Here is a 14,058-nt window from a genome sequence, read left to right on the forward strand (position 1 = left end):
ACCCCGGTTCGTTCTGTCTTCGCGTCCCCCTGAATTCTGCTGATTGCGCCGTCCGGTGCGGCATTTTTGCGCCTGTCAGAAGGTCTGGCCAAGGTTCAGCGACAAGGCCTTCTGGTTGTCGTCGTTGAAGCCGTAGCTGAAGTTCAATGGCCCCAGCGGCGTGTCGAAGCCCAGGAAGATGCTCGCGGCATTGATATAACCGCTGTCGAAGGCGTTGTCGTTGTTCCACACCCGACCGCGCTCCAGTGAGCCGCCCAGGTAAAGCGGGAAATCCAGTGGCAGGTAGGAGCGCGGTGTGAGTCGGCGAAAGTACACGGCGCGGGCCAGGGTGATGTTCTGCCCGGACAAGGCGTCCTGACGGAAACCGGACAACTGCCGTGCACCCCCCAGGAGGAAACTGGAGGTCACGACATCGGCGTTGTCCAGGGTCCGGCCATAGCGCCCCCCCAGGACGAAGGTATTGGGGCCGCTGCTCAAGGCCTTGTCGAGCTTGAACTCCCACTGTCGGTAGCGATTGTCCGAACCCAGGCTCGGTTCGAACTGGCGCAGGGTCAGGCCGATGTCTTCACCGGAGTGGGGGAAGTAGACGTTGTCCAGGGAGTCGAAGGAGTACTGCAACTGGTAGTAACCCTCATTGAAGTTCTCGCTGGGCAGGTTGTGGTCGCCGATCCGTACATCGGCCTTGCCCCAGGCCTCTCCTACACCGAAACGTACTTCGCCGCTGTTGCCGATCTGCCGCCCCAGATTGAGGCCCAGGCCGTAGCGCTCCAGGCGGTATTCGGCGATCGGGTCGTTATCCAGCACCGCCTCGACATTCTGCGCTTCGGCCGCGATAAACGGCGCAATGAAGTAGCGTGAACCGGCATCCAAGGGTTGATAGAACTCGCTGTAGATTTCCTGCTGGTCGCCGATCTGCACCCGGGTCAGCCATTCCGCGCCGAGGCTGTTGATACCGTTCATGCGATAGCTGGCGCCGATGTTGAAGGCGCTGTCGCCGCGCATGTCATCGGAGAGGTTCAGGCCCAGGCGCAAGTAGTCAGTGCCGCTGCGCTTGCCCCGAGCGCTGATCACCAGGGTGTTGTCCTGGCCTTTGTGCACCACGCGGTATTGCACCTGTTCGAAGAAGTCCAGGCCGTACAGGGTGCCCATGTCGGTTTCCAGGCGGCCCAGGTCCAGCGGTTCACCGATGTGCTGGCGGATGTAGTAGCGGATCACGTCATCGCTGACCTTGGAGTCGTTCTCCACCTTGATCGCGCTGATGATCGGCGTGCGCTGGCTGGGCTGGCGCGCGGCGGTCAGCTCTGCATCCAGCGGATGGGCCGGGCGCAGGCGTGCCAGGCGGGCATCGAGGATGCGGGTGGCGCGATAACCGGCGTCGATCACCTCCTGGGCACGGCCGAAGTCGGTGACGCCGAAGCTCGACAGCGCTGGCTGGATCAGTACGTCGTCCTTGTGCAGCGCCGCCAGTTGCACCTCGGAGTTGCGCCGGGTCATCAGGGTGATGGACTGGTTGAGCACATCCACCACGGTGTTGAGTTGCTTGCGTGAGCGCAGCGGCGTGCCGATGTCCACCACGATGGCGATGTCGACCCCCATGTCCCGGGCCACATCCAGAGGAATGTTGTCGGTCATGCCGCCGTCCACCAGCAGCCGGCCATCGAGTTCCACCGGCGCGAAGACCGCCGGGATCGACATACTGGCGCGGATCACCTGGGGCAGATGGCCCTTGCGGAACACCACTTTCTCGCCACTGGCGATGTCCGTGGCCACGGCCCGGAAGGGGATCGGCAGCTTGTCGAAATCCCGGGTATCGCTGGCGTGCGCCAGCTTGCTTTCCAGGAGCAACGCCAGGTTCTGGCCCTGGATCACCCCCAAGGGCAGGCCCAGGCTGCCGTCGTCACGGAAGCTGAGTTTCTGTTTGACCAGGAAATCCCGATCGTCCTGCTTGCGCCGGAAGGGCACGTCTTCCCGGGGCGGGGCGTCGGACAGCGCCTGCCTCCAGTCGATGTTCAGGGCCAGTTTTTCCAGCTCGTCGATCTTGTAGCCCGAGGCATAGAGTCCGCCGATCACTGCGCCCATGCTGGTACCGGCAATGGCGTCAATGCGGATGCCTTGCTCCTCCAGGGCCTTGAGTACGCCGACATGCGCCAGGCCGCGGGCGGCGCCTCCCGACAACACCAGACCGATTTTCGGTCGCGGCGCTTCACTGGATTGAGCAAGCAGGGGCAGCAGGCAGAGGAACAGGCAGGACAGCAGGCGGCGCATCGTGGTTCTCGGGGACGGGCGATAAAGCCGGCTATTATAGCGACGCCCTTGAACTCAGGAGTCGGCCGTACCATGACTGAACGTAAACCCGAAGTGATCATCACCTATTGCACCCAATGCCAGTGGCTGTTGCGAGCTGCCTGGCTGGCCCAGGAGTTGTTGAGCACGTTCAGCGATGACCTGGGCAAAGTGTCCCTGGAGCCTGCTACCGGTGGCACGTTCCGCATCACCTGTGATGGCGTGCAGATCTGGGAGCGCAAGGCCGATGGCGGTTTTCCCGAGGCCAAGGTACTGAAGCAACGGGTCCGCGATCAGATCGATCCGGAGCGCGACCTGGGGCACAACGATCGTCGTCAGTGAGAGCCGGCCGGCGCCTGCGCGGTCTTGTTGCCTGAGCCGGCGGACAGTCGGCTCGACACCACGATCGCCACAATGATCAAGGCCCCGCCCATCAGCATGCGCAGCGTCGGATTCTCGCCGAACAGCAGCCAGGCCACGGTAATCCCATAGACAGGCTCCAGGGCGAAGACCACCGCCGCGGTGCGTGCCTTGATCACTGCCAGGCTGGCGACAAACAGGCTGTGGGCCAGACCGGTGCAGAAGATCCCCAGCAGACTGATCCACAGCCAGTCCATGGCCCGGACCTGGCCAAGCTCCGGTGCCGCCACCGGTAACAGGCACAGGGCTACCACCACGTTCTGGCAGAGGGCTGCCTGCACCGCTGGAATACGTCCGGAGCTGGCGCGGTTGTTCAGTGACAGCAGGGCGAACAGCAGGCCCGACCCCACGGCCCAGAGCAAGCCGGTGGTGGCCTGGCTGGCCAGATCGAAGTCCGGGGTCACCAGCACCAGGCCGATGCTCACCAGGATCACCAGCAGAATCTCGTTGAAGCGGATTCTCTCGCGGAAGATCAGGCCCTCGAGAATCACCGTGAAGGCCGGGAAGCTGGCGAAGCCCAGGGTGGCAATGGCCACCCCGGCAACTTTTACCGCGACGAAGAAGCTCACCCAGTGGCCGGCCAGCAGCAGGCCGCTGAGCAGCAGGCGCCGCCAATCGGTAGCGACGAGTTTCTGCCAGGGGGTGTTGCTGGCCAGACGGGCGAAGACGCCCAGGGCGAGTACGGCAAAGGCGGCGCGACCGAACACGATAACGGCAGGCGAAGCGGCGGCCAGCTTACCGAACACGCCGGTGAGGCCGAACATCAGGGCGCCGATATGCAGGGCGCCAAGGGCGGTACGCGGAGTCATCTCTATCCTTAGCCACAAGACGGGCAGTAATGGCCTTAGGCTTTGTACGAAAAGCCTTGATACTCGGTGATGCTGCGTTGAAAACGGTCTCGTGCGCGAGTCCGATCGGAATGCTCATTTACAACCCGTAAAGTCGAACGCGACCCCGGCCGTTCCTCGACCGTTTTCGCCTTGCCTGAGCTTCGTCTCAAAACTTTTCGTACAGAGCCTTAGGCGGCAACGGGCTCAGTCTACGGGCGGACGACCTGTTGGTCTGTCGCGATCCTGGCGTTTTTTGTCGAGGGATTAGCGTCTGCCCCTTGACGCAGTTGGCGCGGCGAGTGGCCGTACTGGCGCAGTATCGCCGCGGCAAAGGCACTCTGGGAGCTGTAACCCACGCGACTGGCTATTTCGCCCATGGGCAAGGCTGATCCGCGCAACAGTTCCAGGGCCATGTGCAGGCGCCGGCGCCGCACATACTCCATGGGGCTGGCCCCGCACTCGGCGATGAACCGTGCATGCAGACGGGCAGCGGACAGCCCGGCGATACGGGCCAGGTCGGCCACCTGCAAGGGGTGGGCGGCGTGACGATCGATGTGGGCATTCAGGGCGGCATAGGGCAGGCGGCGCTCGCCAGGCTGGCTGTCGGCGCTATGGTTGAGGCTGGCCAGCAGCAGGACTGCGCCTTGCTGGGCAATCAAGGGGTCGTCCACCGGGCTGTCCGCCAGCCAGTTGACCAGGCGGCTCTGGCTCGGCCCCAGGACCCGATGTCGGGGGGCATCGAGCAAACGCCGGCTGGCCTCGGCATGTTCGCCCAAAGATTGTTGCACCCAGTGTTCACCGGGTATGTCCAACACCAGGCAATGGCTTCCGCTGGGGCTGCCGCAGACATGCCGGGCACCGGCCGGTACCACCACGAAGCTCTGTTGCTGGACCTGGCTGCCCTGGCCCTCGACTTCGAAATCGAGCTGGCCGCAAAGGCCGAACACCAGTTGCGCATGCTCGTGGCTGTGGGCGATCAGGTCGTGGCTGTAGTGGCGCAGGGTGAGGATAGATCCCATCACGGTCTCCTTGGCAGACCCGCAGTCTACACCGGCGGTCGGAGGGTTCGCGCTGTCATCGCACTGCCGCATTTTTGTCATGGGCTATTAATCGCTGAGGCGCAAGCTCGCAAAAAATCCCGGAGAGCGTCCATGACCCATGTCGAACTCGCCAAACCCAGCCGCAAGCAACGGGTACGGACCTTATGGATTTCCGATGTGCATCTGGGCACCCGGGATTGCCAGGCGGAACACCTGGCGCAGTTTCTCAAGGGGTATCAGGCCGACCGTATCTACCTGGTTGGCGACATCATCGATGGTTGGAAGCTGCGGGGCGGCATGTACTGGCCCCAGGCCCATACCAATGTGATCCGCCGCTTGCTGACCATGAGCAAGCGCGGCACCGAGGTGATCTACGTCACCGGCAATCACGATGAATTCCTGCGTCGTTACTCCAAGCTGATTTTGGGCAATATCCAACTGGTGGACGAAGCCGTGCACGTCACCGCTGACGGCCGCCATCTGCTGGTGATCCACGGTGACCAGTTCGACGTCATCACGCGATATCACCGCTGGCTGGCCTTTCTTGGCGACTCGGCCTACGAGTTCACCCTGACCCTCAATCGTTGGCTCAATCATTGGCGAGCGCGCTATGGCTACGGTTACTGGTCGCTGTCGGCCTACCTCAAGCACAAGGTCAAGACTGCGGTGAGCTTTATCAGCGACTTCGAGGAGGCCATTGCCCACGAGTGCGTCAAGCGCGAGTTGCACGGGGTGGTTTGTGGCCACATTCACCATGCCGAAATCCGCAAGGTGGGGGAGGTGGATTACCTCAACTGCGGTGACTGGGTGGAGTCCTGCACGGCTTTGATCGAGCACTGGGACGGCAGTATCGAGCTCTATCGCCTGGCCGAGGCCCAGGCCCGGGAAGCCCAGCTCAAGGCTGAGCGCATGAAGTTGGCGGAGCCGGCCTGAGCGATAGCTTGTCGATAAGGCTTCAGGTGGGGCTGGACTGCTCCATCGCGGCCTTGTACAGCGACGTTCGGGGCTGGGCGAACAGCCGTTGCAACATGGGTTCGAAGAAGCTCAGGGGCAGGCTTTCATAGTTGGGATCAAAGGCTGCCGCATCGTACTTGGCGCAGAATTCGGCGGTGCGCTGGTACAGCGGATGTTCGCGGAATTGGTCCCGCAGATGGCGGTCCATGCCCAGGTGATGAAAGAAGTAGTAACCCTGGAAGATTCCATGCTTCTCCACCATCCACAGGTTTTCCGGGCTGACAAAGGGCTTGAGTATGGCCGCGGCGATATCCGGGTGGTTGTAGGAACCCAGGGTGTCGCCGATGTCATGGAGCAGGGCACAGATCACGTACTCCTCATCGCGTCCGTCATGCCAGGCACGGCTGGCGGTCTGCAGCGAATGGGTCAGGCGGTCCACCGGAAAACCGCCGAAGTCGCCCTCCAGCAATTGCAGGTGAGTGATGATCCGCGCTGGCAGTTGTTTGGCGTAGGCAGTGAAATCCGCAGCGATGATCGACCAGTCTTCCTGGGTGCCGTCCTGCATGTGGGTGAAGCGCGCGTGAACATTCATCGGCCGGACTCTTGTTGTTATGGGCTGGACTGGAGCGTATGCCTGCGTCCCGCCACCGCAGTGGCTGTGCGGGACGGCTTGTTGTCCGGCCGGGCCTAGAAGGGGACCTTGCCGAGAATCATGTCGCGGTACATGACGAAGTCCCCCAGCAGGCTGTACAGCGGATGCTGGAAGGTGGCCGGACGATTTTTCTCGAAGAAGAAATGCCCGACCCAGGCAAAGCCATAACCGGCAACCGGCAAGGCCAGCAGTAGCAGCCAGGCGCCTTTGCCGATGGCCAAGGCCAGGAGAAAGATCACCAGACTGGTGCCGATGAAGTGCAGGCGACGGCAGGTGCTGTCGCTGTGTTCACTCAGGTAATAGGGGTAGAACTCGGCGAAGCTATTGAACTGTCGGATGTTTTCCATGGCCGCGATCTCTGTGCTTGTTGTTCTGTGAGCGGATGTTCTGCGGGGAGCTTATTTGAGTCTAGAGTCCTTGGCGGCGCTGGCCAGTGACAATAGGCGCCACTTTAGTATCCTTGGAAAATTGGCCGTAGCATGCGGCTCATCATGTAAGAAATCCTCATGAGCGAACGAACGACTTCTGCAAGCTGGGCCTTGGGAATAGTCAAGGCCCTGGAGATGGACGGCCTGGATTGCCGCGCTTTGTTCAAGCAGTTGGGGCTCGACTATGGCGCCCTCGACGACCCCGACGCGCGTTTCACCCAGGATTCGATGACGCGGCTCTGGCAGCGGGCTGTCGAGTTGTCCGGCAACCCGGCGATTGGCCTGAACATGGGCAAGGTGGTTCGCCCGGCGTCCTTCCATGTGGCCGGTTATGCACTGATGTCGAGTCGCACCCTGGCCGAGGGTTTTCAGCGCCTGGTGCGTTATCAACGGATCATTGCCGAAAGTGCTGACCTGAGTTTCCGTCTTTTACCTGAGGGGTATGCGCTGATCCTGACGGTGCATGGCGATCATCTGCCCCCCACCCGGCAAAGCTCCGAGGCCTCGCTGGCCTGCGCCCTGGCCTTGTGTGGCTGGTTGACAGGGCGCGCCCTGCAGCCGCGCAAAGTGCTGTTGCAAGGGCCGCAACCGCAGGATGTGCAGCCATACAAAGACATGTTCCATGCGCCGCTGGTGTTCGCTGCGCCCTTTGATGCGCTGATTTTCGAGCGAGCCGACATGGAAGCGCCCCTGCCTACTGCCAACGAGGCCATGGCTTTGTTGCACGATCGCTTTGCCGGCGAATACCTGGCGCGTTTCTCCGAGAGCCGGGTGACCCACAAGGCACGGCAAGTGCTGTGCCGTCTGCTGCCGCAGGGCGAGCCCAAGCGCGAGATGGTGGCGCAGACCCTGCACTTGTCCCAGCGTACATTGCAACGCCGCTTGCAGGAGGAGGGCACCAGCTTCCAGACCCTGCTCGATGACACCCGCCGCGAGCTGGCCGAGCAGTACCTGGCGCAGCCACGCATGACCTTGCTGGAGATTGCCTACCTGCTGGGGTTTGCCGATCCGAGCAATTTTTTCCGTGCGTTCCGCCGCTGGTTCGATGTCACGCCCGGTGAGTACCGGGCGCGGTTGCTGGCGTTGCCGGGTTCGATCAATGACGCCAGAACGCCGGAATGCACAGCACGAACACCGTGATGATTTCCAGCCGGCCCAGGAGCATGCCCAGGGACAGGATCCACTTGGCGGCGTCGGGCAGGGTGGAGAAGTTGCCCGCCGGGCCAATGGTTTCTCCCAGGCCCGGACCCACCCCGGATACGGTGCTGGCAGCGCCGGTCAGGGCGGTCATCCAGTCCAGGCCCAGCAGCGACAGGGCGAGGGCGATCATGCAGATGGTGATGGCGAAGAAGAACGAGAAGGTCAGGATCGAACGGACGATTTCTTCGTCCAGGCGATGGCCGTTGTACTTCTGCTTGATCACCGCCCGGGGATGGATCAACTGATTGAGGTTGGCCTTGAGCAGGATATAGGCGACCTGGAAGCGGAAAATCTTGATCCCGCCGGCAGTCGATCCCGAACAGCCGCCTACGAACCCCAGGTAGAAGAACAGCATCAGCGAGAAGTTGCCCCACAGGCTGTAGTCACCCAGGGCGAATCCGGTGGTGGTGACCACCGAGGTCACGTTCAGCGCGACGTGGCGCAGGGCATCCAGCCAGTGCAGGTCGGTGGTCCACCAGTACCAGGTGCCGAGCACCAGCCAGGTCACCAGCAGCATGCCCAGCAATCCCTGGACCTGCTGATCCTTGATCAGCGCCCGACGGTTGCCCCGCAGGGTCGCCACATAGAGGGCGAAGGGCAGGCTGCCGAGGATCATCACCACCACCGCCACCCAGTGCACCGCCGGTTGTTTCCAGTGAGCCAGGGACTCGTCGGAGGTGGAGAAACCACCGGTGGAGATCGCCGACATGGCGTGGTTGATGGCGTCGAAGATGCTCATCCCGGCCCACCAGAAGGCCAGGCTGCCGCAGATGGTGATGCCGACGTAGCTGGCGACAATCAGGCGCGCCACCATGTGCGAGCGCGGCATGACCTTTTCCGAGCGGTCCGAAGACTCGGTCTGAAACAGGCGCATGCCACCGATGCGCAGCAACGGCAGGATCGCCACCGCCATGCCGATAAAGCCGATGCCCCCCAGCCAGTGCAGCATCGAACGCCAGATCAGGATGCCCGGGGACATGCTGTCCAGGCCGCTGAGCACGGTGGCTCCGGTGGCGGTGATGCCTGACATGCTTTCGAAGAAAGAGTCGGTGTAGCTGATGTGCTGGGTCAGCAGGAACGGCAGGGCGGCAAAGATACACACCACCACCCAGCTGGAGACCGTCAGCAGGTACATGTCCCGCGGGCGCAGGTGAATATGTTCGGGACGGCCGGGAATCACCAGGGCCAGGCCGGCGATGAAGGTGATCATGCTGGCCCAGAGGAAAGACGGCAGGTCGCCGGTGCGTTCGAAGATCACCAGTGTCGCCATCGGCACCACCATGGCGATGGCCAGGGTGATGAGGAAGATGCCGATGATGAAACCAATGATCCTTAAGGTCGGCAACGCCATGTGTTCCGCTCGGGCTGGTATGAGAAGGGCGCCCATTCTACCTAGGGTGCAGGGCATGTAAACCGGCACCCGGCTGGCAGATACCGCTAGAATAGCCGGACATTTTTTTCAGGAGGTGGCCGATGGAGGCTCTCGACGCTTTGCTCAACCGTGTTTCCGTGCCGCGCCTGGTGGAGCCAGCCCCCACTGCGCAGCAACGCGAAGCACTGTTCGCTGCCGCCTTGCGGGCGCCGGATCACGGGCAACTGCGCCCTTGGCGCTTTCTCACTGTCGAGGGGCAAGCCCGTGACCAGTTGGGCGAGTTGCTGGTGGAGGCGGTGCAACTGCAAGGCGGCGACGTGACCCAGGCAGCCTTGGACAAGGCTCGCGCCATGCCTCTGCGTGCGCCACTGGTGGTTGTGGTGGTCGCTTGCTTGCAGGAGCACTTCAAGGTGCCCAAGAGCGAGCAGCTGCTGGCGGCGGGTTGTGCTGCCCACGGTATTCTGCTGGCGGCCTATGCCCAGGGTATCGGCGCGGTATGGCGCACTGGCGAGTTGTCCTATTCGCCCCACGTGGCCAAGGGGCTGGGCCTGGCGGACGGCGAAGAGATCATCGCCTTCCTTTACCTGGGCACGCCGCTGAACGAACCGCGGGTCGCACCGAAAGTCGACATCGCCGAGTTCGTCAGTGCCTGGACGGCCAGGGCCTGATTTTCCCCTTCGAACGCTAAGTCCCTCGCGGGCAAGCCCGCTGCTGTCGAACCTCGCAGCAGCGGCTTGCCCGCGTTGCATTCAAGCCTGCACCACGGCCCCCGGGACCTGGGGCAGCTCCAGCGTGGCGATGAATCCGCCCTGAGGATGGTTGTCCAGTAGCAGGCTGCCGCCGTGGCGTTCCGCTGCGCGGCGGGCGATGGCCAGCCCCAGGCCATGGCCCGGAGCGCTCTGTCCTGGTGCGCGGAAGAACGGCTCTCCCAGTTGTCGCAGGTGTTCGGCTTCCACGCCGGGGCCATGGTCGCGCACGCTGATCTGGAGCTTTTCGCCATGGCGCAGGGCCGTGACTTCGATCGGTTGCCCGGCAGGATTGAAGCGCTGGGCGTTGCGCAGCAGGTTATCCATCGCCCGTTCGAGCATGGTCGGCCAGCCCCGCAGGCTCAGTTGCGGTTGGGCATCGATCTGCACCTGCTGCTCGGGGCAGGCCAGTTGCGCGTCTTTTTGCAGGGCCAGCAGCAAGGCGTTGAGGTCGACTTCTTCGGCGCTGGCGTTGTCCGCATCGACCCGGGCCAGCACCAGGATCTCGCTGATCAGTGCCTCCAGGCGATCGCATTCCCGGGTCAACCGCGGCCAGAGTCTCTCCCGCTCTTGCGGGGCGGCGCGCTCCGCCAATGCCAGGGCGATACGCAGGCGCGCCAGGGGCGAGCGCAGTTCGTGGGAGACATCCCTGAGCAGTTGCCGCTGGCTGCCGATCAGGCTCTGCAGGCGTGAACCCATGCGGTTGAAGTCTCGGGCCAGCACGCCAAATTCGTCACGGCGATTGGCCAGACGCGCCAGGCTGTTCTGCTGATAAGTGGCCTGGCCCAGGTCGTGTACCGCGCCGCGCAGGCGACTCAAGGGACGGGTGATGGACAGGGTCACCAGCAGGCTGAACAGGGTCAGTACCACCAAGGCAATGGCCAAGGCGCTGAGGGGCCAGGTCAGGCTGTCGCGATGCCAGGCGTCCAGTTCCGGATGGGGGATGCGGTAGATGAACAGGTAGGTGTCGCTGGTTTTCGGGCTGGTGTATTCCGCTGTCAGGCGGCGCCAGGGCAGGTGGCGGTCATCGTTGTTCTGCCGGGCTTCGAAGGCGGCGGCGCGGCGCGGGAAGGTCCCGCGGACCACCGGGTCGCCACTCTCGTTGAGTACCTGGACGTCAATATGGTATTGGCGCTTGCGCTGCTGGAGGATGTCCTGGGCAGCATCTTCGCCCTGGGTCTCGTAGGTTTGCGTCCACTCCTCGGCGAGGCTGTTGAGGCCTGGGTGGCGACTGAGAATCCAGGCGTCCTGGTTGAGCATGTGCCCAAGCAGGATCGACAGGCCTGCAACCAGGGTGATGGCCAGCCAGAAACTGGCCAGGATGCGCCAGAACAATGAACGCACAGGAACTCCTCGAACGCGAAAGCCCAGTGGGGGGAGGCCACTGGGCTATAGGGTGAACGCTAACGCATTATTGCGCTTTTTGCGGTTGTTGCGCTTTCCAGGCCTTGAACTGAGCCCATTCGGCGCGACGTTCCTCTTGTTTCTTGATAATGGCGTCGAATTCCTTCTGCTGCTCGGGTTTGAGCAAGGCGCGGATATCGGCCTGGGTCTTCTGGTGTTTGGCGTCCAGTTCATCCTTCATGGCTTTCTGGTCGGCCGGCGAGAGTTTCTCCAGATACTTTTCCACCACTGCCTTGCGGTCGTGCATTTGCTCGCCCATCAGCTTGCCGATCTGCTGGCGTTGTTCACGGCTCAGATCCATTTGGCTGAAGGGGCCTTTGCCGCGCATGTGTTCGCTGTGCCGAGGGCCGTCCATCGGGCCCATCGGGCCGTTGCCTTCAGGCATGGCCATGGCCACGGTTGGCAGGGCGGCGGCAAACATCAGGGCGATCAGGGTCTTGCGCATGGTGTGTCTCCTTGTCTCATTCCCGGTAAGTTCCGGATGAGTTCAGGTTACCCAGATCAAGGTCAGCGGCAGTCAGCGGAGGGTAAAGCTTGGGTAAAGAAGGTATTTCCGTGCCCTGACAAATGCGTCAGGGCACGTTGCAATCACAGGCTGTAGTAATAGCCGCGGCTGCGCAGGGCGACGATCCGCGGGCGGCCGTCGGAGTGGGGGCCGATCTTCTTGCGCAGGTTGCTGACGTGCATGTCCAGGCTGCGGTCGTACAGGGTCAGTTTGCGACCCAGGGCGATCTGCGCCAGTTCCTGTTTGTCCAGGGGCTCGCCCGGCTGCTTGAGCAGGGCTTCCAGCAGGCGGCTTTCGGATACGGTCAGGGTGATGTCCTGATCGTCGATGTTGACCACGCCGCGAATCGGACTGAAGCACAGGTCTCCCAGCTCCAGCTGGCTGGACGCTGCCACCGGGTGGCTGCGGCGCAGCACGGCGCGCAAGCGGGCGGTGAGTTCGCGAGGGTCGCAAGGCTTGGCCAGGTAGTCGTCGGCGCCCAGCTCCAGGCCGAGGATACGGTCCAGGGGCTCGCCACGGGCCGACAGCATCAGTACCGGCAGGTCGGGGTGGTCGTTGCGCAGTTGCTTGAGCAGCTCCAGGCCACTGCCGTCGGGCAGCATCACGTCCAGGACCACCGCAGCCGGGGCGGTTTCCGACAAGGCCCGGCGTGCGCTCAGGCCATCGTGGCAGGCCCGTACTTGAAAACCTTCCTGGCCGAGCCAGCTGCTCAGGAGCTCGCACAGCTCCTGGTCGTCATCAATCAGTAACAGGTCGCTCATGAATCACTCAATTTAGCCATTGTCGACGCTTGCGATGTCCGCCACTGGCAAAGATACCGCAGAGCAGGGCGATGAGGGCCACGCCGCCGCCGGTGACAAACCATTGCTGCTGGTCGGTCAGCAGGCGCGGCACCGGGTTGGCCTGGGCCTCCTTGAGTTGCAGCTTGAGGCGCTGGTTCTCCTGGCGCAAGCGGGTCAGCTGCGGGCTTTCCCGTTCGGCATCGGCACTCTGCAGTTGTTTGCTCAGCTCTTCACGCAGGCGTTCGCTTTCTTTCAAGCGTTGCTGCAACTCGGTGATCTGACTGCCGGCGCTCAGGGACAGCGGCGTCGAATGACCGGATTCCTGGGCTTCCTCGGCAAGGGCCGGAGCCCCGATCGACAACATGACCAACAGCAGGCACAGCGGACCTTGGCGCATCGAAACTCCTGATTCCAATCGAGTGTTGGGCAGGTTGTCGGCCGTCAAACGAGAATAATGAGCGATTGAGAACGCGATGAGCCGTGAAGGTTCATCGCGTCAGGGAGGATTTACGGCATCGATTGCCTGAACGGCTTGACCTGCACATGGGCATAGACGCCGGCGGTCACAAAGGGGTCGGCGTCGGCCCAGGCTTGGGCGGCACTCAGGGAGTCGAACTCGGCGACGATCAGGCTGCCGGTGAAGCCGGCGGCGCCAGGGTCATTGCTGTCGATCGCCGGGTGCGGGCCGGCCAGCACCACACGCCCTTGGTCCTTGAGCACTTGCAGCCGTTCCAGGTGCGCCGGCCGGTTGGCCAGGCGCTTTTCCAGGGAGTTGGCGACGTCTGTGGCAATGATTGCGTAAAGCATGTCAGTCCTCGGTTTTCGGGGTGGTGGGATCGGCGTCATGCAGGTGGCGCGACAGGTAGACACCCTGGCCCACCAGGAACAATACAGTCATGCCCAGGCTGCCGAAGACCTTGAAGTCGACCCAGATGCTCTGGAAGGTGAAGGCGACGAACAGGTTGGCGGCGCCGCAGAACAGGAAGAAGGCGATCCAGGCGATGTTCAGGCGGGTCCACACTGGGTCCGGCAGGGTCAGGGCGTGACCCATGATGCGCTTGATCAGCAGGCGATCACCGATGAAGTGGCTGCCGATAAAGGCCAGGGCGAACAGCCAGTTGACCACCGGCGCCTTCCATTTAAGGAAGGTTTCGCTATGGAAGGCCAGGGTCAGGCTGCCGAAGACCAGGCAGGCGATCAGGGTCAGCCATTGGCTTTTTTCCAGTTTGCGTTGGGAAATGAACAGTGCGCCGTAGACCACCAGGGAACTGATGATCAACACCGCGGTGGCGCTGTAAATACCGCCCACGGTGACTTCGTGACCGGCAAGGTCGACGACCCGGGGATCGATTTTGTAGACGATGAAAAACAGGAACAGCGGGATGAAGTCGATGAATTGTTTCACAGTGGCAGCCAGAAGCAGGATGTGGCGGCATAATAAC

The 14,058-nt window shown here is 62.7% G+C and carries 16 protein-coding genes; 4 read left to right on the forward strand and 12 right to left on the reverse strand.

Translation table 11 applies throughout. From position 1 onward, the window contains the following. Positions 1-75: 75 nt before the first annotated feature. On the reverse strand, positions 76-2,265 hold the full coding sequence (locus ACSSVC_RS11885; RefSeq protein ID WP_346632037.1) for a patatin-like phospholipase family protein: 2,190 nt from the start codon (positions 2,263-2,265) through the stop codon (positions 76-78). A 72-nt stretch (positions 2,266-2,337) separates the two neighbouring features. On the opposite strand from ACSSVC_RS11885, the gene ACSSVC_RS11890 reads away from it, so the two are divergent. After that, the gene (locus ACSSVC_RS11890; protein WP_346632036.1) at positions 2,338-2,625 is read left to right on the forward strand and encodes an Rdx family protein; all 288 of its coding nucleotides are present in this window, start codon (positions 2,338-2,340) and stop codon (positions 2,623-2,625) included. Here ACSSVC_RS11890 and ACSSVC_RS11895 read toward each other — a convergent pair. Both ACSSVC_RS11895 and ACSSVC_RS11900 read right to left on the reverse strand, forming a co-directional pair. After that, entirely contained in the window at positions 2,619-3,512 is an 894-nt protein-coding gene (locus tag ACSSVC_RS11895) for a DMT family transporter (protein ID WP_346632035.1), read from the reverse strand. The genes ACSSVC_RS11890 and ACSSVC_RS11895 overlap by 7 nt on opposite strands. A gap of 230 nt (positions 3,513-3,742) precedes the next feature. Further along, complete coding sequence (locus ACSSVC_RS11900) at positions 3,743-4,552, reverse strand: AraC family transcriptional regulator (RefSeq protein WP_346632034.1); 810 nt, start codon at positions 4,550-4,552, stop codon at positions 3,743-3,745. Between the two features lie 132 nt (positions 4,553-4,684). Here ACSSVC_RS11900 and ACSSVC_RS11905 point away from each other — a divergent pair, with 132 nt between their 5' ends. Beyond that, positions 4,685-5,506, forward strand: a complete 822-nt coding sequence (locus tag ACSSVC_RS11905; RefSeq protein WP_346632033.1) for a UDP-2,3-diacylglucosamine diphosphatase — start codon at positions 4,685-4,687, stop codon at positions 5,504-5,506. Between the two features lie 22 nt (positions 5,507-5,528). Here the strand turns inward: ACSSVC_RS11905 and ACSSVC_RS11910 are convergent, their stop codons facing one another. Together ACSSVC_RS11910 and ACSSVC_RS11915 are read right to left on the reverse strand one after the other, a co-directional pair. Continuing rightward, on the reverse strand, positions 5,529-6,119 hold the full coding sequence (locus tag ACSSVC_RS11910) for an HD domain-containing protein (protein ID WP_492612321.1): 591 nt from the start codon (positions 6,117-6,119) through the stop codon (positions 5,529-5,531). A 95-nt stretch (positions 6,120-6,214) separates the two neighbouring features. Then, the gene (locus tag ACSSVC_RS11915; RefSeq protein ID WP_346632031.1) at positions 6,215-6,526 is read right to left on the reverse strand and encodes an Mpo1-like protein; all 312 of its coding nucleotides are present in this window, start codon (positions 6,524-6,526) and stop codon (positions 6,215-6,217) included. 159 nt (positions 6,527-6,685) lie between these two features. Here ACSSVC_RS11915 and ACSSVC_RS11920 point away from each other — a divergent pair, with 159 nt between their 5' ends. Next, positions 6,686-7,747, forward strand: a complete 1,062-nt coding sequence (locus tag ACSSVC_RS11920) for an AraC family transcriptional regulator (RefSeq protein WP_404938693.1) — start codon at positions 6,686-6,688, stop codon at positions 7,745-7,747. On the opposite strand, the gene ACSSVC_RS11925 is transcribed toward ACSSVC_RS11920, so the two are convergent. Next, positions 7,704-9,158 carry a TrkH family potassium uptake protein gene (locus tag ACSSVC_RS11925; protein WP_346632029.1) on the reverse strand — a complete coding sequence of 485 codons (1,455 nt, stop codon included), beginning with the start codon at positions 9,156-9,158 and terminating at the stop codon, positions 7,704-7,706. The two genes, ACSSVC_RS11920 and ACSSVC_RS11925, sit on opposite strands and share 44 nt — an antisense overlap. 122 nt (positions 9,159-9,280) lie before the next feature. Between ACSSVC_RS11925 and ACSSVC_RS11930 the strand changes: the two genes are divergently transcribed. After that, the gene (locus tag ACSSVC_RS11930; protein WP_346632028.1) at positions 9,281-9,847 is read left to right on the forward strand and encodes a nitroreductase family protein; all 567 of its coding nucleotides are present in this window, start codon (positions 9,281-9,283) and stop codon (positions 9,845-9,847) included. Between the two features lie 81 nt (positions 9,848-9,928). Here ACSSVC_RS11930 and ACSSVC_RS11935 read toward each other — a convergent pair whose 3' ends face one another. From ACSSVC_RS11935 to ACSSVC_RS11960, 6 genes are all read right to left on the reverse strand, one after another. After that, the gene (locus ACSSVC_RS11935; protein ID WP_404938695.1) at positions 9,929-11,269 is read right to left on the reverse strand and encodes a sensor histidine kinase; all 1,341 of its coding nucleotides are present in this window, start codon (positions 11,267-11,269) and stop codon (positions 9,929-9,931) included. 67 nt (positions 11,270-11,336) lie between these two features. Next, positions 11,337-11,774, reverse strand: coding sequence for an LTXXQ domain protein (locus ACSSVC_RS11940; protein WP_346632026.1), 438 nt, complete (start codon positions 11,772-11,774; stop codon positions 11,337-11,339). 143 nt (positions 11,775-11,917) lie between these two features. Further along, on the reverse strand, positions 11,918-12,595 hold the full coding sequence (locus tag ACSSVC_RS11945) for a response regulator transcription factor (protein WP_346632025.1): 678 nt from the start codon (positions 12,593-12,595) through the stop codon (positions 11,918-11,920). 7 nt (positions 12,596-12,602) lie between these two features. Next, complete coding sequence (locus tag ACSSVC_RS11950; protein ID WP_346632024.1) at positions 12,603-13,013, reverse strand: SH3 domain-containing protein; 411 nt, start codon at positions 13,011-13,013, stop codon at positions 12,603-12,605. A 110-nt stretch (positions 13,014-13,123) separates the two neighbouring features. Further along, complete coding sequence (locus tag ACSSVC_RS11955; RefSeq protein WP_402894414.1) at positions 13,124-13,423, reverse strand: YciI family protein; 300 nt, start codon at positions 13,421-13,423, stop codon at positions 13,124-13,126. Position 13,424: 1 nt separating this feature from the next. Further along, entirely contained in the window at positions 13,425-14,021 is a 597-nt protein-coding gene (locus tag ACSSVC_RS11960; RefSeq protein ID WP_346632022.1) for a septation protein A, read from the reverse strand. Positions 14,022-14,058: the final 37 nt, after the last annotated feature.

The sequence above is a fragment of the Pseudomonas sp. E1BtOHC1 genome, assembly GCF_058744285.1.

Coding starts and splice junctions, on each gene's coding strand:
- ACSSVC_RS11905 (WP_346632033.1), top strand. CDS start 4,685: ATGACCCATGTCGAACTCGCCAAACCCAGCCGCAAGCAACGGGTACGG.
- ACSSVC_RS11910 (WP_492612321.1), bottom strand. CDS start 6,119: ATGAATGTTCACGCGCGCTTCACCCACATGCAGGACGGCACCCAGGAA.
- ACSSVC_RS11950 (WP_346632024.1), bottom strand. CDS start 13,013: ATGCGCCAAGGTCCGCTGTGCCTGCTGTTGGTCATGTTGTCGATCGGG.
- ACSSVC_RS11885 (WP_346632037.1), bottom strand. CDS start 2,265: ATGCGCCGCCTGCTGTCCTGCCTGTTCCTCTGCCTGCTGCCCCTGCTT.
- ACSSVC_RS11915 (WP_346632031.1), bottom strand. CDS start 6,526: ATGGAAAACATCCGACAGTTCAATAGCTTCGCCGAGTTCTACCCCTAT.
- ACSSVC_RS11890 (WP_346632036.1), top strand. CDS start 2,338: ATGACTGAACGTAAACCCGAAGTGATCATCACCTATTGCACCCAATGC.
- ACSSVC_RS11940 (WP_346632026.1), bottom strand. CDS start 11,774: ATGCGCAAGACCCTGATCGCCCTGATGTTTGCCGCCGCCCTGCCAACC.
- ACSSVC_RS11900 (WP_346632034.1), bottom strand. CDS start 4,552: ATGGGATCTATCCTCACCCTGCGCCACTACAGCCACGACCTGATCGCC.
- ACSSVC_RS11930 (WP_346632028.1), top strand. CDS start 9,281: ATGGAGGCTCTCGACGCTTTGCTCAACCGTGTTTCCGTGCCGCGCCTG.
- ACSSVC_RS11895 (WP_346632035.1), bottom strand. CDS start 3,512: ATGACTCCGCGTACCGCCCTTGGCGCCCTGCATATCGGCGCCCTGATG.
- ACSSVC_RS11920 (WP_404938693.1), top strand. CDS start 6,686: ATGAGCGAACGAACGACTTCTGCAAGCTGGGCCTTGGGAATAGTCAAG.
- ACSSVC_RS11955 (WP_402894414.1), bottom strand. CDS start 13,423: ATGCTTTACGCAATCATTGCCACAGACGTCGCCAACTCCCTGGAAAAG.
- ACSSVC_RS11925 (WP_346632029.1), bottom strand. CDS start 9,158: ATGGCGTTGCCGACCTTAAGGATCATTGGTTTCATCATCGGCATCTTC.
- ACSSVC_RS11945 (WP_346632025.1), bottom strand. CDS start 12,595: ATGAGCGACCTGTTACTGATTGATGACGACCAGGAGCTGTGCGAGCTC.